Origin of the sequence: Pseudidiomarina sp., assembly GCF_033722695.1 — a bacterium.
In the GTDB taxonomy this organism is placed as follows: domain Bacteria; phylum Pseudomonadota; class Gammaproteobacteria; order Enterobacterales; family Alteromonadaceae; genus Pseudidiomarina.
On the sequence record NZ_JAWVYM010000028.1, the window covers coordinates 1 to 20,659 of the forward strand.

The 20,659-nt window shown below is 53.7% G+C and carries 20 protein-coding genes; 13 read left to right on the plus strand and 7 right to left on the minus strand.

Annotation, left to right across the window (positions count from 1 at the left end):
• The coding region (locus R3196_RS09055) for an SNF2-related protein (protein WP_318936454.1) at positions 1-2,508 on the plus strand (2,508 nt) is incomplete at its 5' end.
• A complete protein-coding gene (locus R3196_RS09060) occupies positions 2,505-3,161 on the plus strand; it encodes an RluA family pseudouridine synthase (RefSeq protein ID WP_318936455.1) in 657 nt (218 codons plus the stop codon). The genes R3196_RS09055 and R3196_RS09060, both read left to right, overlap by 4 nt.
• Here R3196_RS09060 and djlA read toward each other — a convergent pair.
• From djlA to R3196_RS09075, 3 genes are read right to left on the minus strand one after another with little or no spacing between them, the layout of a single operon-like run.
• Positions 3,130-3,930 (minus strand): co-chaperone DjlA, encoded by an 801-nt coding sequence (gene djlA, locus R3196_RS09065; protein ID WP_318936456.1) that lies wholly within the window; start codon positions 3,928-3,930, stop codon positions 3,130-3,132. The two genes, R3196_RS09060 and djlA, sit on opposite strands and share 32 nt — an antisense overlap.
• Positions 3,927-4,616, minus strand: coding sequence for an N-acetylmuramate alpha-1-phosphate uridylyltransferase MurU (gene murU / locus R3196_RS09070; RefSeq protein WP_318936457.1), 690 nt, complete (start codon positions 4,614-4,616; stop codon positions 3,927-3,929). Before murU ends, djlA begins: the two co-directional genes overlap by 4 nt.
• A complete protein-coding gene (locus R3196_RS09075; RefSeq protein ID WP_318936458.1) occupies positions 4,616-5,620 on the minus strand; it encodes an aminoglycoside phosphotransferase family protein in 1,005 nt (334 codons plus the stop codon). The genes murU and R3196_RS09075 overlap by 1 nt, the downstream gene beginning before the upstream one ends.
• 109 nt (positions 5,621-5,729) lie before the next feature.
• On the opposite strand from R3196_RS09075, the gene R3196_RS09080 reads away from it, so the two are divergent.
• The 6 genes from R3196_RS09080 to R3196_RS09105 are packed head-to-tail and all read left to right on the plus strand — an operon-like array spanning position 5,730 to position 12,312.
• Positions 5,730-8,006 (plus strand): LPS-assembly protein LptD, encoded by a 2,277-nt coding sequence (locus R3196_RS09080; RefSeq protein WP_318936459.1) that lies wholly within the window; start codon positions 5,730-5,732, stop codon positions 8,004-8,006.
• 9 nt (positions 8,007-8,015) lie between these two features.
• Positions 8,016-9,302: a peptidylprolyl isomerase SurA gene (surA, locus tag R3196_RS09085; protein WP_318936460.1), complete on the plus strand. Its 1,287-nt coding sequence runs from the start codon at positions 8,016-8,018 to the stop codon at positions 9,300-9,302.
• Positions 9,299-10,279: a 4-hydroxythreonine-4-phosphate dehydrogenase PdxA gene (pdxA, locus tag R3196_RS09090; RefSeq protein WP_318936461.1), complete on the plus strand. Its 981-nt coding sequence runs from the start codon at positions 9,299-9,301 to the stop codon at positions 10,277-10,279. Before surA ends, pdxA begins: the two co-directional genes overlap by 4 nt.
• Before the next feature lie 13 nt (positions 10,280-10,292).
• A complete protein-coding gene (gene rsmA / locus R3196_RS09095) occupies positions 10,293-11,105 on the plus strand; it encodes a 16S rRNA (adenine(1518)-N(6)/adenine(1519)-N(6))-dimethyltransferase RsmA (protein ID WP_318936462.1) in 813 nt (270 codons plus the stop codon).
• The gene (apaG, locus tag R3196_RS09100) at positions 11,098-11,466 is read left to right on the plus strand and encodes a Co2+/Mg2+ efflux protein ApaG (protein WP_318936463.1); all 369 of its coding nucleotides are present in this window, start codon (positions 11,098-11,100) and stop codon (positions 11,464-11,466) included. The genes rsmA and apaG overlap by 8 nt, the downstream gene beginning before the upstream one ends.
• A 9-nt stretch (positions 11,467-11,475) precedes the next feature.
• Positions 11,476-12,312 (plus strand): symmetrical bis(5'-nucleosyl)-tetraphosphatase, encoded by an 837-nt coding sequence (locus tag R3196_RS09105; protein ID WP_318936464.1) that lies wholly within the window; start codon positions 11,476-11,478, stop codon positions 12,310-12,312.
• A 2-nt stretch (positions 12,313-12,314) separates the two neighbouring features.
• Here R3196_RS09105 and tyrS read toward each other — a convergent pair whose 3' ends face one another.
• A complete protein-coding gene (gene tyrS / locus R3196_RS09110) occupies positions 12,315-13,517 on the minus strand; it encodes a tyrosine--tRNA ligase (RefSeq protein WP_318936465.1) in 1,203 nt (400 codons plus the stop codon).
• Between the two features lie 192 nt (positions 13,518-13,709).
• On the opposite strand from tyrS, the gene R3196_RS09115 reads away from it, so the two are divergent.
• Both R3196_RS09115 and R3196_RS09120 read left to right on the plus strand, forming a co-directional pair.
• Positions 13,710-15,017 (plus strand): peptidoglycan DD-metalloendopeptidase family protein, encoded by a 1,308-nt coding sequence (locus tag R3196_RS09115; protein WP_413242915.1) that lies wholly within the window; start codon positions 13,710-13,712, stop codon positions 15,015-15,017.
• Entirely contained in the window at positions 15,017-16,147 is a 1,131-nt protein-coding gene (locus R3196_RS09120; RefSeq protein ID WP_318936467.1) for an anhydro-N-acetylmuramic acid kinase, read from the plus strand. Before R3196_RS09115 ends, R3196_RS09120 begins: the two co-directional genes overlap by 1 nt.
• Here R3196_RS09120 and pepQ read toward each other — a convergent pair.
• From pepQ to R3196_RS09135, 3 genes are all read right to left on the minus strand, one after another.
• Entirely contained in the window at positions 16,144-17,460 is a 1,317-nt protein-coding gene (gene pepQ, locus R3196_RS09125; RefSeq protein ID WP_318936468.1) for a Xaa-Pro dipeptidase, read from the minus strand. The genes R3196_RS09120 and pepQ overlap by 4 nt on opposite strands.
• Positions 17,461-17,522: 62 nt before the next feature.
• On the minus strand, positions 17,523-17,870 hold the full coding sequence (gene erpA / locus R3196_RS09130) for an iron-sulfur cluster insertion protein ErpA (RefSeq protein WP_318936469.1): 348 nt from the start codon (positions 17,868-17,870) through the stop codon (positions 17,523-17,525).
• Between the two features lie 81 nt (positions 17,871-17,951).
• Positions 17,952-18,662, minus strand: coding sequence for a DUF6776 family protein (locus tag R3196_RS09135; protein ID WP_318936470.1), 711 nt, complete (start codon positions 18,660-18,662; stop codon positions 17,952-17,954).
• A 92-nt stretch (positions 18,663-18,754) separates the two neighbouring features.
• Here R3196_RS09135 and hemJ point away from each other — a divergent pair, with 92 nt between their 5' ends.
• From hemJ to R3196_RS09150, 3 genes are all read left to right on the plus strand, one after another.
• A complete protein-coding gene (gene hemJ / locus R3196_RS09140) occupies positions 18,755-19,183 on the plus strand; it encodes a protoporphyrinogen oxidase HemJ (RefSeq protein WP_413242914.1) in 429 nt (142 codons plus the stop codon).
• Positions 19,184-19,263: 80 nt separating this feature from the next.
• Positions 19,264-20,277, plus strand: coding sequence for an aspartate carbamoyltransferase (locus tag R3196_RS09145; RefSeq protein ID WP_318936471.1), 1,014 nt, complete (start codon positions 19,264-19,266; stop codon positions 20,275-20,277).
• Between the two features lie 25 nt (positions 20,278-20,302).
• Positions 20,303-20,659 (plus strand): aminotransferase class III-fold pyridoxal phosphate-dependent enzyme (locus R3196_RS09150; protein WP_318936472.1); only part of this gene is annotated, 357 nt, incomplete at its 3' end.

Below are 20,659 nucleotides of genomic sequence, written 5' to 3' on the forward strand. Positions count from 1 at the left end.
CCGCTGGCACGTTACCAATTACTGGCCGAAGAGCGCGGTCAACATGCTGACGGCTGGTACTTTCGGGTAGATCAGGCGCTGCCCGATAAGGGCGTGTATTCCTATCACGGTACCCGCGAAGACACCGGTGAAGCTGTCGAAGTACCTGAAGCGCAGTTGGCGGCACAGGTAGCCACCAACCATCCGCTGACCCGCCTGCTGGCCGGCAAAGCCGACCGCCTGGATATGTACCGCCTGCGCCTGCAGGCGCAACAGCTTTACCGCCGCTGGCAACAAAGTCCGGTGGCAGGGTTGTTAGGAGCGCGCGCCGATCTGCTACCGCACCAGCTTTATATTGCCGCCAGCGTTGCCGATCGATATCAGCCGCGCGTGCTGCTGGCGGATGAAGTCGGCTTAGGTAAAACCATTGAAGCCGGCCTCATTATGCAGCGCCGCATACTTACCGGACGTTCTCAGCGCATTCTTATTGTGGTGCCGGACAGCCTGGTACACCAGTGGCTGGTTGAGTTACAGCGCCGCTTTGCTTTACGCTTCAGTCTGTTTGATCGCGAGCGCTGCGAACAGGCCGCACTCGACACCCAGTCGGTATTCAATACTGAACAACAGGTAGTGATACCGCAATCACTTCTCAATCACCCGTTCTGGAGCCAGGAGTTGCTGGAAGTCAGCTGGGATCTGCTGGTGGTTGACGAAGTACATCAGATTGCTCCAAACCAGAATGAGTTCGCATTTCTGCGCCAGCTTACTGAAACCATACCGGCGGTATTACTGCTCACGGCGACCCCGGAACAGGCCGGTCCGGAGGCGCACTTTGCCCGGCTACAGCTACTGGATCCGGATCGCTTCACCGATTTTGACCAGTTCCAGCGCGAGCAACAAAGTTACCGACAGTTAACTCCCCTGGCCAATGCGCTGGCGAAAGCTGGGGCGACCCAGTTGCTGGACAAACTGCTTGACCAGCATGGGACCGGCCGCGTGATGTTCCGTAACTCCCGGGCCCATATTGGCGGCTTCCCGCAGCGCCAGCTTAAGCATTACCCGTTAACCGATGTCACGGATGCGTTTGGCGCCAAAGTCGACTGGCTGATCGATCTGCTGAGAACCTATCGCAATACCAAATTTATCCTGATCTGCCGGCAGACTGAAACCGTGCTGCAACTGGCCGAGCAATTGCGCCTGAAAACTGGCATGCATGCCGCGGTATTCCATGACCAGTTGTCGCTGCTTGAGCGCGATCGCGCCGCTGCATATTTTGCCAGCCCGGAAGATGGCTGTCCGCTGCTGATCTGTTCGGAAATCGGTAGCGAGGGGCGCAACTTCCAGTTTGCCCGGCACCTGATTCTGTTTGATCTGCCACGCCATCCGGATCTACTGGAACAGCGTATCGGGCGGCTCGACCGCCTCGGTCAGCAACATGATATTGAAATCCACGTGCCCGTAGTTGAAGACACTGCCAACGCGGTGCTATTCGCCTGGTACGAAAGTATGGCCGCCTTTACCCGCACCAATGCTATCGGTTCACTGCTGTATGATCGTTTCGCTGATGAGTTGCAACTGCTGATGGACGCGCCAGCTGAGGCTGAGCCCGCGTTGACTGAGCTGGCTGAAGCAACCGCAGCTGAGGCAGAGCGGCTGCGGGCTGACGTAGCAGCTGGTCGTGACCGGCTGCAGGAACTCAACGCGTTCCGGCCTGGAGCTGCAGCGGACCTGATTGAAGCCATCGAGTCACAAAACGATACAGCCGAGCTTTCTGACTTTATGCAGGATTTCTGGGCCCGCTTTGGTATTGATTTTGACCTGTTGAATGACGACAGTGGCTGGTTGCGCCCTACCGAGCATATGCGGGTAAGTCTACCGGGCCTGCCGGACGAAGGTATTACCGTCACTTTTGATCGCAGCTATGCTCTGGTTCACGAAGACGTCGAGTTCCTCAGCTGGGATCACCCGTTAGTGCAACAGGCTCTTGAATTACTCACCACTGACTCGTACGGCAGTACTTGTGTGGCTATGCTCCAGAATCGAGCGCTGCCGACTGGTGCCTGGTTTATTGAACTGGGCTTCAGCAGTGTCGCGCTGGCACCTGCTGAGCTGGTCATACAGGAATTCTATCCGCGCCAGTCGATTCGGGTTTTACTGGATAGCCAGGGTCGGGATCTGACCGACAAGGTCAAGGCCGGAGCGCTGGATAATCAGTTGCAGTTTATCGATAAGAAGCAAAGCCGCTTGATTCTGCGTGAGTTGCGTCAGGCTGCGCAAAAAGCGATTAAGCAGGCCTGGCCGCCGGCTGAGCAGCTGCAGCAGGAGATCCTGAGCGACGCGCGCCAGCGCATTGAAACGCGGCTGGCAGCCGAACACCGCCGGTTACTGGAGTTACAACAACGTAACCCGCTGGTGCGGGATAGCGAAATTGAAGCGGTGCAACAGCGCCAGCTGGCGCTGTTGCAGGCAACTGAACAGCCGGTACTGCAGCTCGACTCAGTGCGCATTATGATTAACCTGTTGCAATGACCTTACTGACCTACCATCCACCGGTAGATCCCTACCTGGTTATTCTGCATCAGGACGATGACATCGTGGTGATCAACAAGCCGGGCGGCTTGCTCAGCGTGCCCGGTAAGGCGCTTGAACACTATGATTCTGCCTGGAGCCGGCTGGTGCGGGTATTACCGACCACCCGCGTGGTGCACCGGCTGGATATGGCGACCTCCGGGTTGCTGGTCTTTGCGCTTAACAAACCAGCGCAGGCCGCTTTGCAACGACAGTTTGAAAAGCGATTGGTGTCAAAAAGCTACCGCGCCAGAGTTTGGGGTCAGCCCCCTGCTGAAGCGGGGTCGGTGAACGCGCCGCTGCGCTGCGACTGGCCTAACCGCCCCCGCCAGATGGTCGATCACGAGGCGGGCCGCCACGCCCTGACCCATTATCGGGTGCTGCACCAGCACCAGCAGTGTGCTGATGTTGAGCTGACCCCGGTAACCGGGCGCTCCCATCAGCTGCGGGTGCATATGCAACTGCTGGGCAATCCGATTCTGGGCGATAAATTTTACGCGGAAGGAGCGGCTTTTGCCGCTGCCGACCGCTTGTTACTGCATGCTGAGCGTATCGAGTTCAGTCACCCGGTCAGCGGCAAGCCTATGTCGTTTGTGTGCCCTGCTGATTTTTAATGAGCTCATAGGCAGCCTGAATTTCCTGCGCTTTCTGCTGCGCCGACTCCCGCATCTCGGTAGGCAGACCCTGGGCGGCGAGCTTATCGGGGTGATGTTTACTCATTAACTTACGGTAGGCCTTTTTAACTTCTGCCGCAGTTGCTGAGCGCTCAACCCCTAACACCGCATAAGCATTATCCAGCTGACTGGCGCGATCGGCCGCGCTATTGCCACTGTGTGCGCCACCACGAAACCGCTGCCCGGCCTGCGCCATGCGCAACCAGTTATCCAACTGTGCACGGTTAAATCCAAGCGCCCGGGTGATTTGCAATAAGACATCGTATTCGGCCTGATCCAGCTGCCCGTCATGTAAGGCTATGACCAATATCTGCTCAATGAAGAACTGCAGGATATCGCGGCGCCAGGCAAACTGGCGGCGAAACTTCTGTACCCTTTCGGTTAGCGGGTAGTCACTACGCTTACCATCGCGGAAGGCCTCCTGCGCCTGGGCCAGCCCCTCACCTGAGAGTTGCAGGTGGCTCATCAGCGCCTGCACATAGCCAATGTCCTGTTCTGTTACCCGGCCTTTTGCCTTCGCCAGGTGGCCAAGCACGGCGAACAAAGTGGTGCTGAATTGCTGCTGATAACCGCCCTGGCCACCAGGACCTCCCGCTGCATGCTTGAGGGCATGATCAAACCAGTGGCCAATCAGTAACCCGATGAAAATCCCCGGGATTCGCAGCATCAGGAAACCAAACGCGGCGCCTAAAATTTTTCCCCAAATCATAATTTCTCCTGTAATCGCCGCTCTAGCTGTTGCAGGCGCTCTGGTGTGCCGACATCCGTCCAGCCGGCAGTTATAACATGAGCCAGGATCCGCTGTTGCGATAGTCGTTTTTCGATCAACGGTCGTAACGCCAGTACCCGCGACTCACCCGCTTGGTAGTCCGCAAAGAAGGCCGGATGGTAAAGCCCGATACCGCTAAACGTATAATTTTTCTGACCGTCGTCGCGCATCCGTAGTAATCCGTCCACGACCGCAAAGTCGCCATCCCGGTTATGCCCCGGATTTTCCACCATCAGCAGATGCGCGTCACGATCAACCGGCAGCGCATCCGGCAATTCGGAAAAATCCAGGTCGGTAAAGATATCGCCGTTAATCACCCAGAACGGCTCATTCCCCAACAGTGGCAACGCCCTGATAATACCACCCGCAGTCTCCAGGCCGCCACTTGGTTCAGGCGAATAATGTATTTGCAGGCCAAACTGCTGCCCATCGCCCAGGTACGCTTCGATTTTCTGACCCAGCCAGGCATGGTTGATTACGACATCTTCCACGCCCACTGCTGCCAGCTTACTTAAATGATGAACGATCAGCGGTTGGCCCCGCACACTGAGCAGCGGCTTCGGCAGGTGGTCGGTAAGCGGACGCATGCGCTGTCCGCGGCCAGCTGCCAGTATCATTGCCCGCATCAGCGTGAATCCGCCAACGCCGGCATCACCATCTTGGCCAGCCAAAGGCGATAGTCATCAAACTCCGGGTAAGCGGCTGCCACATCATGCAGGTAGCCCAGGGTGCGCGGCACATCCTGCAGATATCCGCTTTTACCGTCACGGTGATACAGCCGCGCAAAAATACCGGCGGCTTTGGTATGTCGTTGCAAGCCCATGAGGTCGAACCAACGCTGCCACTTGGTCAGGCTAACCCCGGCATCAATGACGTTTTGTCGCTGCAGTTCGTTGAACAGGAATGCCGAGAGGTCGCTAACGCGCTTTTGCGGCCAGCGCACATAGCAGTCACGAAGCAGGCTGACCGCGTCATAAGTCACCGCACCTTTAACGGCGTCCTGAAAATCGATATACGCCAGTTGCTGATCACCGGTTACCATAATATTTCGCGCATGATAGTCCCGGTGCACGCCCACCTGCGGTTGTTCCAGCGCATTGGTCACCAGAGTGTCGCAAAACGATTGCCAGATAAGCTGCTGACTGGCGTTTAATCGTAGTCCCAGGTGACGTTCAAGCAGCCAGTCGTGGAACAGGCTGAGCTCACGCCGAAGCAAAGCCTCGTCATAAGCCGGTAAAGGCCCCTGTGCGGTTTCGGTCACTTGCATAATAGCTGGCAGGTCCTGCAGCGCCAGTTTGTACCAGCGAGTCATACTGGCATTGCTAAGTTCACTCAGCAGCAACGTCGAGCCTAAATCGCTGAGTAACATGAACCCCTGAGCTTCATCGAAAGCGACAACTTCCGGCACCGCCACGCCGGCATTGCCGTAGGCAGCGGCTATTGCCATAAACGGCTGTAGCGATTCCTGCGGCGGCGGTGCATCTACCGCGATGAGTGTGCGATTGCCGTCGCTGGTGCGAAAATAACGCCGGAAACTGGCGTCACCTGAAACCGTTTTCAGGCGACCGGCGGCGTGGCCGGTTACGGCTTCACACCATGCCTGAAGCGCAAGTTCTCGTTGATTTTCCAAGGCGACTCCTTTAATTCGTAAAAACCATTGCCGCGCAAATGGCAGGTCAGCAAAAATTGCTTTATCATACCTTGCACAAGGTTAAGGACAAAATCAGGTATTATAATAAATGCGCAAATTGTTTTGGCGATATAACTGGGGGGCTTTGTTGCTGATTGGCAGCACTGGCGCAGCCCAGGCTCAGACACCGGCCGGGTCCGAGTTCGTCAGCGTCTGTCCGATTCCAAAACCGCTTATTGAACAACCTTTTACTCCAATTGCTGATTTGCCCGTCGGGGCTATCGCTGTGCTTGCCAATCGTGCCGATATCGACTCGCAAACCTCGGTGGCCTCATTTTACGGTAATGTCGAAGTCCAGATTGATAAACAACAGCTGCGAACCGAGCAGGCACAAATCAATCAGCAGACCGGTAACATCGTCGCTAGCGGCCAGACGCGCTTTACTGATGGTTATGTGCAGGTAGCCAGTGAGAATTTCCGGCTGAACTCCGGCGAGAACCGTGCTTATCTGAGCGGTGCCCGTTATCAGGTTGCTGAAAATGGTGCCCGTGGTCAGGCCGATGTGCTTTCTGTTTCGCCTCAGCAGGTTTCTCTGGAAGGTTCAACTTTTACGACCTGCCCGACTGACAATCCGGCGTGGCAGCTTAAGGCCGAAACTATAACCCTCGATGAAGCAGACAAACAGGGCGAAGCCCAACATGCCCGCTTCGAACTATTTGGCGTGCCGGTTCTCTATATCCCGTACCTGAGCTTTCCGACTTCCGCCGACGCCAAGTCTGGCTTCCTGTTTCCGACGATCCGCTCGTCACAAAAGAATGGTTTTGAATTTGAGGTTCCTTATTACGTCGCTATAGCGCCCAATATGGATGCTACCATCACGCCACGCTACATGGCCGAACGGGGCCTGCAAATGCAAGGTGAATACCGCTACCTGAGTGAAACCGGCGGTGGTCAGTTTAATCTGGCCTATCTGGATGAGGATAAAAGCTGGCAGACCGACAACTCGCGTTATCTCTGGCGGGTAGAACATCAGCAGGACTGGAGCCCCCACTGGCAGTCGTATGTGAACGGTATTTTCATCAGCGATGATGACTACCTTAACGATTTTGGCAGTGACTTTGCCGGGCGCGCCGATGCTCAGTTGTATCGCCACGCTCAGGCTAATTACCTGACCGATGACTGGCAGATAAAAATCCGGGTCGAAGACTTTGAACTACTTGGCAGCTATCGCTCACCTTACCGCACCCTACCGCAGATTGCCAGCGAGTATCAGTGGGTGGGTCCAAGAGGCCTTGACTACCGGCTCTTTACCGAGATTAGCCACTTCCAGAATCAGGATAACGACGCCGACTACGCCACGCGCGTACATATCGAACCTGAGGTGAGCTACCATGTGGAAGCGCCTGCTTACGACTGGCTGGCGGAACTGAGCTATAGCTACACCCGCTACAACCAGAATGCCACCAGCCAGGGGCGAGCGGAAAACCCTGAACGCGGGATCCCGCAATTACGTTGGCGGGGAAGGCTGAATTTTGAGCGTGATGTCATCTTTAATAAGCGGGGCTACCGCCAGACCCTGCAGCCTCAGGTGCAGTATTTGTATGCGCCATATAAAGATCAGTCGAACATCGGAATTTATGATTCCACGCTGATGCAGGACGACTACCGCGGGTTATTCCGGGCCCGACGTTTTTCCGGTCTGGATCGGATATCTGATGCGAATCAGGTCACTGTTGGCGCGTCCACAGGAATTTATGATCAGGCCGCACGGGAGGTTTTTCGTTTCAGCGCTGCCCAAATCTATTATTTTGACGAACCCCAGACTCAATTGCTTAGCAGTGATAGTGCCGTAACAACCAGCCGCTCAGACCTGGCGCTGGAAACCCGCTTTCGGATTGCCGAGCGCTGGTATTTTAATGCAGCTTTGCAATACGACATGGAACTGAATCGCACTCAAAAGAGTCAGACCGCAATAGAGTATCGTAAAGGCCCGGTGAATTTGTTGCAGTTAAGCCATCGTAAGGCGACCAATATTCTGGGCAATAATATCGAGCAGCTGGGCATGCAATCGGTACTGGAGTTGACCCCCCAATGGCAATTGGCGGCCAACTGGTACTACGATTTGCAATACAAGCGTACCAACGACGGACTGCTTGCGGTACAGTACAGCGATTGTTGCTGGGCAATGCGGGTTGGAGCCTATCGGCGCATTAACCGCAACCTTGAAGTACAACAGAATAATGCGGGAGTCGATGCCCCCGAGTTTGATAACGGCATCAGTGTGCAATTTATAATTAAAGGGCTGGGTTCTGATAACCGAAGCTTGCTTGATTTACTTGAGCAAAGTTTATTTGGCTATCGCCACCCGTTTCATCTGAGTAACTAGGTAGTATTCATGAATAAAATGTCTAAGTTTTTCTGTGTCCTGATACTGGCATCGGTCAGTGCAGTCAGCTACTCGCAAGAGACACTGGATCGGGTCGCAGTAGTGGTTAACGATGGAGTTGTACTGGAGAGTGAAGTCGACCAGATGATACAACAGGTAAAACGTAACGCAGCTGAACGGGGCATGAATCTTCCCAGTGAGGAGGTCTTGCGGGTGCAGGCTATCGATCGCCTGGTGTTGCGCCAGTTGCAGTTGCAAATGGCTGAGCGGATGGGTATTCAGGTTAGTGACGCCCAGTTGCAGCAGGCCATAATGGGGATGGCGCGTGAAAACGGTGTGACCATCGATGAAATGCGTGAAGAAGTTGAGCGCTCCGGCACCAGTTGGGCGAACTTCCGCGAGAACATCCGCAACGAAATCACTATGGGCGAAATTCAGCGCGCAGCCGTTCAGCGCCGGGTTTATGTTTCCCCTCAGGAAATCAATAACCTGGTTACGATCATGGGTGAAATGTCTGAGGAAGAGGTTGAATATCGCCTTGGGCATATTTTGGTTGCTGTTCCTGACCGGGCTACTGCTGAAGAAGCCCAGACTGCGCGACGCAATGCCGAAGCGCTGCTGGAGCGGTTACGCGACGGCGCTGACTTCGCTGAAGCTGCGATTACCACGTCGTCTGGTTCAAGAGCCCTTGAAGGCGGCGACCTTGGCTGGATGAATATTAACTCGATGCCGACTCTGTTCGCCGAAGTGATTCGTGACAAACAAGCCGGCGAGATTGTCGGCCCGATTAAGAGTGGCGTCGGTTTTCATATCCTGAAGGTACTGGATACCCGTGGTATCGAAACGACTCAGGTTGAAGAGGTAAAAGCCCGCCATATACTGATCAAGCCTTCAGTTATTTTGTCCGACCGTCGTGCACAGGAAAAGCTTAACGAAATCCGTGAAAAGCTGATGAGCGGTGAGGCTACTTTTGCCGATATGGCTGCTGAGCATTCGGCGGATCCGGGTTCGGCATCTCAGGGCGGTTTACTTGACTGGGCCGAGCCTGGTATTTATGCGGATGCCTTTAAAGATGCACTGATGCGCGCGGAAGTCGGCGAGATCAGCGAGCCGTTCAAAACAGAATTTGGCTGGCACATCGTCGAACTCATGGATCGCCGCGTTCAGGACACCACTGAACGGAATAAGCAAAATCGCGCTTATCAGTTGCTATTCAGCCGTAAATATCAGGAAGAGCTGGAAAACTGGCATCAGGAAATTCGCGACCAGGCTTATATCGAACAGGTCGACGAATGACGGTAAGGCGCGTCGCCATTACGCCCGGCGAACCCAGCGGCATAGGCCCTGACCTGGTGATTATGCTCAGTCAGCGGAGCTGGCCGGTGGAACTGGTGGTGATTGGCGATAACGCCGTATTAGAACAGCGAGCTGTGCAGTTGGGTATTTCTCTCACCCTCCGCCACTACCAACCCGATGCCCCGGCCACACCACAGGCGGCCGGCAGTCTGACGCTCCTACCAGTAAGATGTCCTGCTCGAGTCAGCGCGGGGCACCTTAATCCGGTAAATAGTAGCTACGTTATCGAAACCCTTCATCGCGTCGGGCAGGGCTGTATGGCTGGCGAGTTTGCTGCAGTAATGACTGGTCCGGTACATAAAGGCGTCATTAATGACGCTGGCATACCCTTTAGCGGTCACACTGAATATTTTGCCGACCTCAGCAACACCGAACTGGTGGTGATGATGCTAGCAACCCCAGGGTTGCGCGTTGCCTTAGCAACCACTCACTTACCGCTGCGGGATGTAGCCAACGCGGTCACGCAGGATTTGCTGGAACGGGTTGCAACTATAGTCAGCAATGATCTGAAACAGCAGTTTGGCATCACCAAACCCAGAATTCTGGTGTGCGGCCTGAACCCCCATGCCGGCGAACAAGGCCATCTGGGGCGCGAAGAGATTGAACACATCATGCCCGCCATTGAGGCCCTGCAGCGTAAAAACATTGACGTAAGCGGTCCCTGGCCCGCTGATACGGTGTTCCAGCCACGCTACCTTGAACATGCCGACGCTGTCATTGCGATGTATCACGATCAGGGGCTGCCCGTGCTAAAATATAAAGGCTTTGGCAACGCGGTAAATATTACTCTGGGGCTACCCTTTATCCGCACCTCCGTTGATCATGGCACCGCCCTGGATCTGGCCGGCACCGGACAAATCGATTCGGGCAGTGCGCATTATGCCCTGCAGTCGGCTATCGACATGGTCCTAAAATAAAATTGGTAAACAAATGAGTAAAAGCCACCTGGGTCATACGGCTCGCAAACGTTTTGGTCAGAACTTTTTGCATGATCAATTTGTGATTAACGACATTGTTGATGCAATAAACCCGCAGCCAGGTCAGAACCTGATCGAAATCGGTCCTGGCCTCGCCGCTTTAACTGAGCCGGTTGCTGAACGCGCTGGCCATCTGACGGTGGTTGAGCTTGACCGCGATCTGGTCGCCCGTCTGCAGCAGCATCCATTTTTATCGCCGAAGTTAACCATCTTTTGTGGTGATGCCCTGAAAACTGACTTCCGCCAGTTTGCCGAAGCAGGCAAGCTGCGGGTGTTCGGAAACCTGCCTTACAATATTTCGACACCGTTGGTTTTTCATCTGATGGCGCAGCTCGATATCATCGGTGACATGCATTTCATGCTACAAAAAGAAGTGGTGGAGCGGCTGGCCGCCGAGCCGGGCAGCAAAGCCTATGGCCGTATCAGTGTCAGCGTGCAACAAGCCTGCCGCGTTGAGCCGGTGCTGATGGTACCGCCAGGCGCATTCACCCCGCCACCCAAGGTTGAGTCCGCGGTGGTGCGCCTGGTGCCCTATGAGGAATCACCTTACCCGGTTAAAGACCGCAAGGCCTTGCACCAGATCTGTCTGATCGCCTTCAACCAGCGCCGTAAAACGATTCGCAACAACCTGAAGCAAGTGATGAACGACGAGCAGTTGGACGCCCTTGGCATCGATCCGGGAGCACGCCCTGAGACCCTCTCGGTCAGCGACTTCTGCCGCTTAGCCGACTGGTACAGCACCCAGCAACAGGAGCACCATGAATAATATTGATATCAGCGTGACCACGCAGTATCTGGCATCACAGTCGGTTCCGGCTGACAACCAGTACGTTTTTGCTTACACCATCACCATTACTAATAATGGCACTGAAGCCGTACAGCTGATTGACCGCGCCTGGCAGATCACCGATGCGGATCGTAAGGTCACGCGGGTTGCAGGTGAAGGTGTCGTGGGTCAGCAGCCCCGGCTGGAGCCTGGCGAATCATTCAGCTATACCAGCGGCACGGTGATGGCAACGCCGCTAGGATCGATGCAAGGGCATTACGGTATGATCGACAGCAAAGGGGAATCTTTTAAAGTGGCCATCCCTTCCTTCCGCCTCGCCGTTCCTAATATTCTGCATTAAGGCCGCGCGATGACACGCTATATCGTAGGCGACGTCCAGGGCTGTGCTAACGAACTCCAACAGCTTCTGGATAAAGTATCATTCAACCCGAACTACGATGAGCTCTGGTGTGTTGGCGATATTGTTGCCCGCGGCCCGGAATCGCTGAAAGCGTTGCAGCTGATTCGTTCCCTGGGAAAAGCCGCGAGCTGCGTGCTGGGCAATCATGACCTTAATCTGCTGGCGGTACTTTGTGGAGTGCGCAAGGCTAATCCAGCGGATAAGCTCGATGCTATCCTGGCGCTCGGTGAGGATGATAAAAGGGAGCTTATTCGCTGGTTTTGCCAACAGCCCTTGTTACGTGCATCCCATGATCTGGTCATGACCCACGCCGGTATTTATCCCTGGTGGTCGCTGACTGAAGCAACTAATTATGCCGGAGAGGTTTCAGCCCAGCTGCGCACTGCCTGTGCCGATGACCATCTGGCTGAATGGCTAAGTGAAATGTATGGCAATGAACCGGCACGTTGGTCTGACGAGTTGCGCGGTGCCGATCGTACCCGGTTTATTATCAATGCCCTTACCCGTATGCGCTTCTGCCATCACGACGGGCGCCTCAACTTCGATGCTAAAGGAGCGCCCAAAACAGCTTCTGACAGTGATCTGGTGCCTTGGTTTGAACTTGCCCCGGTTACCGATAAAACCCTGGTATTCGGCCATTGGGCAGCACTGGAAGGGCAAACTGCCCGGGATGATGTGATTGGACTGGATACCGGTTGTGTCTGGGGAAATGAAATGACGTTGCTAAGCTGGCCCGACGGCCGGCGCTATACGCAGCCGGCCCGACCTGAACTTGGTCCTGACTAAATTTACTCTAGGGTAATGCGCGCGAATTTTCGCTTACCAACCTGATACACGGCGGTCGAGCCCGCGGCAACGGCCAGCCGGGTATCGGTAACTTTCTCACCGTCAATTTTAACCGCGCCCTGCTTTATCATGCGCATGGCATCTGAAGTCGATCCGACCAGATCGGCCGCTTTCAGCAAGTTGGCAATAGCCATGTCGCCGTTATCGCTGGTCAGGGTAACTTCCGGCATATCATCAGGAATCGCATTTTTGCTAAAGCGCTGGATAAAGTCCTGCTCAGCCGCATCAGCATCAGCGGCACTATGGAAACGCGCGATGATTTCTTTCGCCAACAGGACTTTGTAGTCACGCGGGTTTGCACCCTGCTGCACCGCTTTTTTAAAGTCTTCAATTTCTGCCAACGGAACAAAACTCAGTAACTCAAAATAACGCCACATCAGCTCATCCGAGACCGACATGATTTTGCCGAACATTTCATTAGCCGGCTCCGTAATACCAATATAATTACCTAACGACTTCGACATCTTCTGAACGCCGTCAAGGCCTTCGAGCAACGGCGTCATGATGACAGTTTGGGGACGCTGGCCTTCATCTTTCTGCAGTTCGCGGCCCATCAACAAATTAAACCGCTGATCGGTACCGCCCAGCTCAACATCGGCTTGCAGAGCGACCGAATCCCAGCCCTGCACCAACGGATAGAGAAACTCGTGAATCGCTATTGGCTGGCCGGTGCTGTAACGCTTTTTGAAATCATCGCGTTCAAGCATGCGGGCCACGGTCTGCCGCGCCGCGAGCTTAATCATGCCATCAGCACCTAGTTCATTCATCCACTCCGAGTTAAACCGTATGGTGGTTTTTTCCGGATCAAGGATCTTGAACACCTGCTCTTTGTAGCTCTGGGCATTGGCGATGACGTCATCCCGGGAAAGCGGCTTGCGGGTAACATTTTTACCGGTCGGGTCCCCAATCATGCCGGTGAAATCCCCGATCAGAAAGATTACCCGATGGCCCAGGTCCTGAAATGTCCGGAGTTTATTAATAAGCACGGTATGACCAAGGTGCAAATCGGGTGCTGTGGGATCAAAACCAGCTTTTATCACCAGGGGTTTTCCGGACGCAATTTTGTCCTTGAGTTCATCCTCAAGCAAGATCTCTTCGGTACCACGCGCTATGGCTGCAAACATATCCGCCACTGACTGACTCATGTTGTGAACTCTCCCCGGAACATCATAAAGCTGGCTACAGAAGTGGCATTGTATTCTATTTATCCGGGCGTTTTAAGCGTAAATAAAGGTAAAGCGACTGGAAAAAACCTGTGCTTCGTATTATTCTGCCGTAAGTTTAAACAATTATTATGCGCTAACGGTTGGAATGCTATGAAACAAATTCCACTAATACTGAAGAAAACTGTTGCCCGGCTGCCCCGCCGGCATCAGGTGTTGCTGAGCAGTGTCTGCGCAGCGACGCTGGTATTGCTATTGCTGCCTTCCGAGCCCGCGACCGCCTCCCGCCACAGTGCAGAGCCTGAATTGGAAGGCGAGCAGTTAATTCTTGGCCAGCGTTACCAGTTACAACTGGAGCTTGCCGCCCAGGAAGCTGCAGTCGCTGCAACCAGTGAGCCTGAAGTCCGCTGGAGTGGTTACCAGATCCGTAGCGGTGACAGTCTCGCGCGCATATTCGACATGATGGGCTTTTCGCCACAGGAACTGTACAAAGTAACCCGCGATAAACAAAGCGAAAGGCTGCTTCGCAAGATTCACCCCGGCGATACCCTGCGCTTCGCTCAGGACCCTGACGGCGAGCTGGTGCAGCTGGCCTATCAACTAAACGCGACCGATACCCTGATCATCAGCAAAACCGCCGACGGCTATGTCAGCGAGATTGAGCAGAAAGCGGTTGAGACCCGTCCCGCATTTGCTTTCGCTGAAATTAAAACCAGCTTCTGGAATGCCGGTATTGATGCTGGTCTGACTGAACAACAGATCATGAGTATTGCGGATATGTTCGGCTGGGATATCGACTTTGCGCTAGATTTACGCGAAGGCGACGAATTCAGCATCCTGTTTGAGAAAAAATACGCGGACGGCGAGTTTATAGGCTACGGCCGAATTCTGGCAGCCGAATTCGTTAACCGCGGTAATTCTTTCCAGGCTATCCTGCATGACAACGACCGTTATTACACGGCTGATGGCCAGGCTATGCGTAAGTCTTTCCTGCGTTCGCCGGTTAAGTTTACCTATATCAGTTCAAGCTTTAACCCGCGTCGGCTGCACCCGGTAACCGGTCAGATCCGGGCTCACAATGGTATTGATTACGCTGCCAGTGTCGGTACTCCGGTAATGTCTTCCGGCGACGGGAAGGTTATTGCCAGTGCCTATAATAACCTCAACGGTCATTACGTCTTCATCCAGCACGGTGAGCGTTATGTCACTAAATACCTGCACCTGAGCAAACGCCTCGTCAAGAACGGTCAGCGCGTTAAACAAGGTGAAACCATTGGCCGGGTTGGCGCGACAGGCCGGGTTACAGGTGCTCATCTGCACTATGAATTCCTGGTCGACGGCGTACATCGCAATCCGCGTACGGTCGAATTACCGAAAGCAGAATCGCTGGCCAAGACTGAGTTACCGCGCTTTAAAGATATCGCCAACCAGCGCCTGGCAGTGATTAACGACAACAAGCGTGTTTATCTGGCCATGCGCTGATGAACAATGAGTTATTCATCGGTTTAATGTCGGGGACCAGCATGGACGGTCTCGACGCGGTACTGGTGAAGATTCCGGATGACTGCGATCAGCCTGAGTTACTCGGCCATTGCCACCAGTCTTTTCCAGCTTCCCTCTCGCAACAACTTCACGGCTTATGCCTGACTCAGGATGATGAACTGCATCAGTGGGCAACGGCTGATCAGCTCTTTGCCACGCTAAGTGCCGATTTGATCAATCAACTACTAAGCGAAAAAGGCCTGTCCGCTAACGCCGTGCGAGCTATAGGCAGCCATGGCCAGACGGTGCGGCACCAACCTGACGCAAACCCCGCTTATACCTTGCAACTGGGCGATCCAAACCGGCTGGCAGCGCTAACGGGAATTCCTGTAGTCGCCGACTTTCGCCGCAAAGATATTGCCCTCGGCGGCCAGGGTGCGCCTTTAGTGCCGGCATTTCATCACGCACTCTTTGCCAATAAGGGCGAGCCTCGGGCTGTCCTCAACCTGGGCGGGATTGCCAATATCACCTGGCTACCCGGTAATGTGGACGGCGTACTCGGCTTTGATACCGGCCCGGCGAATACCCTGCTGGACCAGTGGTATCAGCGCAGTTACCCGGATAGTTTGTCGGAATATGACACCAATGGTGAATTAGCCGCAGCTGGCAAGTTTAACCCTCAAGTGCTAGCAACCTTGTTGGCCGATCCCTATTTTCATCGTGCACCACCGAAGAGCACCGGACGAGATGACTTTAACCTCAGTTGGCTGGAGCAGCATCTGGGAGATCCTGATCGCTATGATGAGGCGGATATCCAGGCGACATTAATTGAACTGACAGCCTCATCTGTTGCCCGCGCGATGAAAGAGTGGCTGCCGGCACGTCCTGAAACCGTCTATGTGGCAGGCGGCGGCGCTTTTAATCCGGTCTTAATGAAGGCACTGGCACGCAACCTGCCGGAGTGTGACTGGCAATCCACGCAAGCGCTGGGAGTTCATCCACAGCACCTTGAAGCTATGGCCTTTGCCTGGCTGGCCCAGCGCTATATGCTGCGCCTGCCCGGCAATCTGCCGGCGGTCACCGGTGCCAGCCGGCCCGCCGTACTCGGTGGGCTATACCTGCCCGATTAGGTCTTAAGCTTGTCGAAGGCATCGCGGGTGAGGTTTTCATTGTCCCCGTTCTCACCAACGACAATGCTGTCCTCAATGCGGACACCACCATAAGGTCTGAGTTCAGCGATGCGATCCCAGTTGAAATCCTTATTACCTGCATAATCTTCCAATAACTGATCAACCACGTATAAGCCTGGCTCAATGGTAAACACCTGACCGGCTTCAATAGGCCGCAGCAGACGCAGGAACGGATGGCGGACGTCCCGATCATAGCTGTCACCACGGTCATTGCGCAGGTGTCCCCCCACGTCATGTACCTGTAAACCAATGAAGTGGCCTAAACCATGTGGGAAAAAGGCGCTACTGTAACCCTGCTCATAAATACTTTCGGCACTGCCTTCAACAAAGCCAAAGCGAGACAGAATGTCGGCGATTTTCAGATGTTGGGAAACATGGAGCTCATAGTAGTCACGACCCGGTTTGATTTCTTTCAGCAGTTCTTGCTGGGCTTCATCAACAGCATCGATTAGATCCTGGAAAAAACCTTTTCCCCGCGCGTAAGTGCGGGTGATATCCGCGCAGTAACCGCGGTAGGTTGCGCCGGCATCAATCAGAAATGACCGTGCTGGCTCGCTCGGTGCTTCGGTTTCATAGATATCGTAGTGCAGGATAGCGCCATGCTCATTCAGCGCCACTATACTGTTGTAGGGCACCTCCGATTCGCGAAAGTTAATAGCCTGCAGATAAGCCTGATGAATTTCCAGCTCGCTGGCACCAGCGAAGAACGCAGCCCGGGCAGCCAGATGTGCCTTGGCGGCGCGTTCATTAGCAACGCGCAAATTCTGCACTTCCCAGTCCGTTTTAATAGCCCGGTGAAAATGCAAATGATCAATTAACGGTTGCGGGTTGCGTGCCCGAACCGGCCAGCTGGCCACCGGCTCGGCGAAATCTTCACCCAGCAGAGCAGCTTGTTTCAGCTTATCGCCCAAATGGCTTGCGATTTTTTTCTGATCATCAATCACGACCAGCTCAACGTAGTCCTGCCATTCTTCTTTCGGCACCTTCACATCGGCATGCCAGAAATCTCGCGGCTGGAACAGGAAGACCACAGGTTTTTGACCGGGCTGATAAAACAGCGCGCTTTTGGGGCTCTGGGTTACTGGTATCCAGTACTTAAACAACGGATTAACACGAAACGGATAGGGATTATCGTCGAGAAAAGCTAATCGGGGTTGGCCGGCATACACCAGCACGGAATCGAAATCAGTCGCCTCGAGAGCCGCGTCAAAACGGGCTCTGACCGTGGCAATATGGTCCGCATATGCGCTCATAAAAAACCTCGCCTGTTAAATGTAGCAACAGTCTACCCGAAAGCGAGGCTATTCTCATCTGGTTAAACGGAGAAGCTGGCTCCACAACCACAAGTCGTTGAGGCATTGGGGTTATCCACAAAGAAGCGGGCGCCTTGCAGGCCCTCTTCATAATTGACAGTGCCGCCAACCAGATATTGCAGACTCATCGGGTCGACTACCAGAGTCACACCACTCTTTTCGATCTCCATATCGCCAGGGTTCACTTTCTCATCAAAAGTAAAACCGTACTGAAAACCAGAGCAGCCACCACCGGTTACATACACCCGTAGCTTCAGTTCCGGGTTCTCTTCTTCGGCGATAAGGGTTTTTACTTTACTGGCGGCCGCATCGGTAAACTGGATGGGCATAGGTTGCGCTGCTGCAGTCATGATTTCGTCGTACCTCTGGAAAATCTGGTGTTATTTTCGCTTACCTGACTAAAAGGGTCAAGTATTGTCGCCGGCAGGGGCTTATTTGACTGGTAATAATTGACTCCAGTAAAAACTGCGGGTCAGGGTTTCCCGATCACTGCCACTCAATTCCACTTCAACGTCAATACGTTCCGGCAAAAATCCTTGCGGTAAAACAAAGTCGCCAGCCTGAACGGTGAAATAGCGCATACTGAAGTTACGATCTTTGTCTTCAATATTTGCCAGTTCCTGCAAGTCAAAAACCATTACCGCGCCATCCAGCCGTCCTCTTAGCTGCAGCGAAACCTTACCATTCGCCAGATTCCGTTGTCGGTCGGTCTGCACGATAGCCAGACGGAAGTGATAATGGTCTGCATTACGGTTTTGCTGCAACTCCAGCGAATCAATGACCACGCCATTAGCTTCCAGCTCCGGCGCCATGATTTTTTGGTAAAACGTGAGTTCACGGCGTAGCGCAAAGCTTTCGTCCTGCGCCATCAGCAGCTCTTGCTGCAGGTTTTTGCTGGCTGCCTGTTCAATACCTAACTCAACTTTTGCCATATGCTGTTGATAATCAAACTGTTCTGTTTGATCATAGAGTTCGGCGACCTGGTGCTCAAGCGCTTCAACATCGTTCTGCAGGCTAAACACATGCCAGTTGCCCAATAAATAACCGAGCAGCGAACCGATGACCAGCATACCGGCCAGCACCACAACCTGCGCCGAGCGGTTCAGTTTCGCTAAATCAGGGATTTTTTGCTTCTCATTCATGGCAACACTTCTTATGATTGAACGGCGTCATGCTACGCAGCCAGCCATCAGTTCGCAACTGAAATATCAGTCACCAGCACGGGAAATAAATTATGGATATATTATGGTACAAAGCCCTGCACTTGATTTTCATGGTGGCCTGGTTTGCTGGCATTTTTTACCTTCCGCGGCTATTCGTTTATCACGCTCAAACCGATGTCTCAGCGGTCGATCAGCAGTTTAAGGTGATGGAGCGCCGGTTACTGTATTTTATCACGCCTTTCGCTATCCTGACCCTGATTTTTGGGGTACTCCTGATCTATAGTTATGGCATGGCCTGGTTTAAACACAGTGGCTGGATGCACGCCAAGCTCGTCATCGTTGCCGGGTTATATCTGTATCATGGCTACTGCTTTAAGCTATTGGCCGATTTCAGGCATAACCGCAACCGGCGCAGCCATAAGTTTTATCGGGTATTTAATGAAATACCGGTAGTAGCGCTGGCAGCGATTATTATTCTGGCGATACTGAAACCCTTTTAACGGCCTGATACGTTCTTTTTGCAGGCTGTTTCTGCTAGAGTATCCGCCCAGTGTTTTCTTCACTGTAAGGTTTGTTGCTCATGAATTTCACCGGAAAAAATATCCTCTCAGTCGACCAATTTGATCGGGATAGCACCGAACAAATATTTGAAATCGCTGATCGGATGTTGCCCTATGCCCGGCGCCAGAAAAGAACCCGGGTACTTGACGGCGCTATCCTCGGCAACTTATTTTTTGAGCCATCTACTCGTACCCGCATCAGTTTTGGTACTGCCTTTAACTTACTCGGTGGTGAAGTACGCGAAACCACGGGCATGGAGAGTTCGGCCCTGGCCAAAGGTGAGTCACTCTACGATACCGCCCGGGTGCTCAGTAGTTACAGCGATATCATCGCCATGCGCCACCCGAAGTCAGGCTCGGTTGCTGAGTTTGCCGGTGGTAGCCGCGTGCCGGTAATTAATGGCGGTGATGGTGCCAATGAGCATCCTACCCAGGCGCTGCTGGATTTATATACCATTAAAAAGGAACTGGCTTATCATGGCCACGCGATTGATGGTATGCATATTTGCATGATGGGTGACCTGAAATTCGGCCGCACGGTGCACTCGCTGTCGCGGCTGTTGTCGATGTACAAAAATATCCGTTTTACCCTGATTGCTCCCCATGAATTGTCAATGCCAGATAGTATTCTCGAGGTGATCGAGCAAGCCGGGCATCGGGTGACCATTACCGATCAGGTCGTCGGCATCTCGGATGCGGATATTGTTTACCAGACTCGCATTCAGCAGGAGCGTTTTACCAGCCCGCAGGAAGCCAATCAGTACCGTGGCAAGTTCCGCCTGAACAGTGAAATTTACACCAAACACTACAAACCCAACACCGTCATTATGCATCCGTTGCCGCGCGATTCGCGCGCTGAAGCAAATGAACTGGATAATGATCTGAACCAAAATCCGAATTTGGCCATATTCCGTCAGGCAGACAATGGAGTTTTGATCCGTATGGCCTTATTCGCGCTCACACTTGGGGTAACCGACCAGGTTGATCGCCACGAATGTGAGGTCAACTGGTACAGCGATAAACGCAATGTGTAATCAGCTAAATACAACGAGGAATTAAATGTCCCGCTCAGAAGAATTATTTGCCCAGGCACAGCACAGCATTCCCGGCGGTGTGAACTCACCGGTTCGCGCCTTTAATGGCGTTGGTGGCTCACCGATCTTTATCGAGCGCGCTGACGGTGCCTATATGTACGACGCCGATGGCACCCGCTATATTGATTATGTTGGCTCTTGGGGGCCAATGATTCTCGGCCATAATCATCCAGCCATCCGCAACGCGACGTTACAAGCGGTTGAGCGGGGCCTGAGTTTCGGTACCCCCACCGAAATTGAAATCACTATGGCTGAAAAAATTAAGGCCATAGTGCCGTCAATTGAGAAAGTTCGCATGGTTAACTCGGGTACCGAAGCCACC

Bases quoted from the DNA above. Each gene is read 5' to 3' on its own strand.
- R3196_RS09060 (WP_318936455.1), top strand. From the start codon at position 2,505: ATGACCTTACTGACCTACCATCCACCGGTAGATCCCTACCTGGTTATT.
- djlA (WP_318936456.1), bottom strand. From the start codon at position 3,930: ATGATTTGGGGAAAAATTTTAGGCGCCGCGTTTGGTTTCCTGATGCTG.
- murU (WP_318936457.1), bottom strand. From the start codon at position 4,616: ATGCGGGCAATGATACTGGCAGCTGGCCGCGGACAGCGCATGCGTCCG.
- R3196_RS09080 (WP_318936459.1), top strand. From the start codon at position 5,730: ATGCGCAAATTGTTTTGGCGATATAACTGGGGGGCTTTGTTGCTGATT.
- surA (WP_318936460.1), top strand. From the start codon at position 8,016: ATGAATAAAATGTCTAAGTTTTTCTGTGTCCTGATACTGGCATCGGTC.
- pdxA (WP_318936461.1), top strand. From the start codon at position 9,299: ATGACGGTAAGGCGCGTCGCCATTACGCCCGGCGAACCCAGCGGCATA.
- rsmA (WP_318936462.1), top strand. From the start codon at position 10,293: ATGAGTAAAAGCCACCTGGGTCATACGGCTCGCAAACGTTTTGGTCAG.
- apaG (WP_318936463.1), top strand. From the start codon at position 11,098: ATGAATAATATTGATATCAGCGTGACCACGCAGTATCTGGCATCACAG.
- R3196_RS09105 (WP_318936464.1), top strand. From the start codon at position 11,476: ATGACACGCTATATCGTAGGCGACGTCCAGGGCTGTGCTAACGAACTC.
- tyrS (WP_318936465.1), bottom strand. From the start codon at position 13,517: ATGAGTCAGTCAGTGGCGGATATGTTTGCAGCCATAGCGCGTGGTACC.
- R3196_RS09120 (WP_318936467.1), top strand. From the start codon at position 15,017: ATGAACAATGAGTTATTCATCGGTTTAATGTCGGGGACCAGCATGGAC.
- pepQ (WP_318936468.1), bottom strand. From the start codon at position 17,460: ATGAGCGCATATGCGGACCATATTGCCACGGTCAGAGCCCGTTTTGAC.
- erpA (WP_318936469.1), bottom strand. From the start codon at position 17,870: ATGACTGCAGCAGCGCAACCTATGCCCATCCAGTTTACCGATGCGGCC.
- R3196_RS09135 (WP_318936470.1), bottom strand. From the start codon at position 18,662: ATGAATGAGAAGCAAAAAATCCCTGATTTAGCGAAACTGAACCGCTCG.
- hemJ (WP_413242914.1), top strand. From the start codon at position 18,755: ATGGATATATTATGGTACAAAGCCCTGCACTTGATTTTCATGGTGGCC.
- R3196_RS09145 (WP_318936471.1), top strand. From the start codon at position 19,264: ATGAATTTCACCGGAAAAAATATCCTCTCAGTCGACCAATTTGATCGG.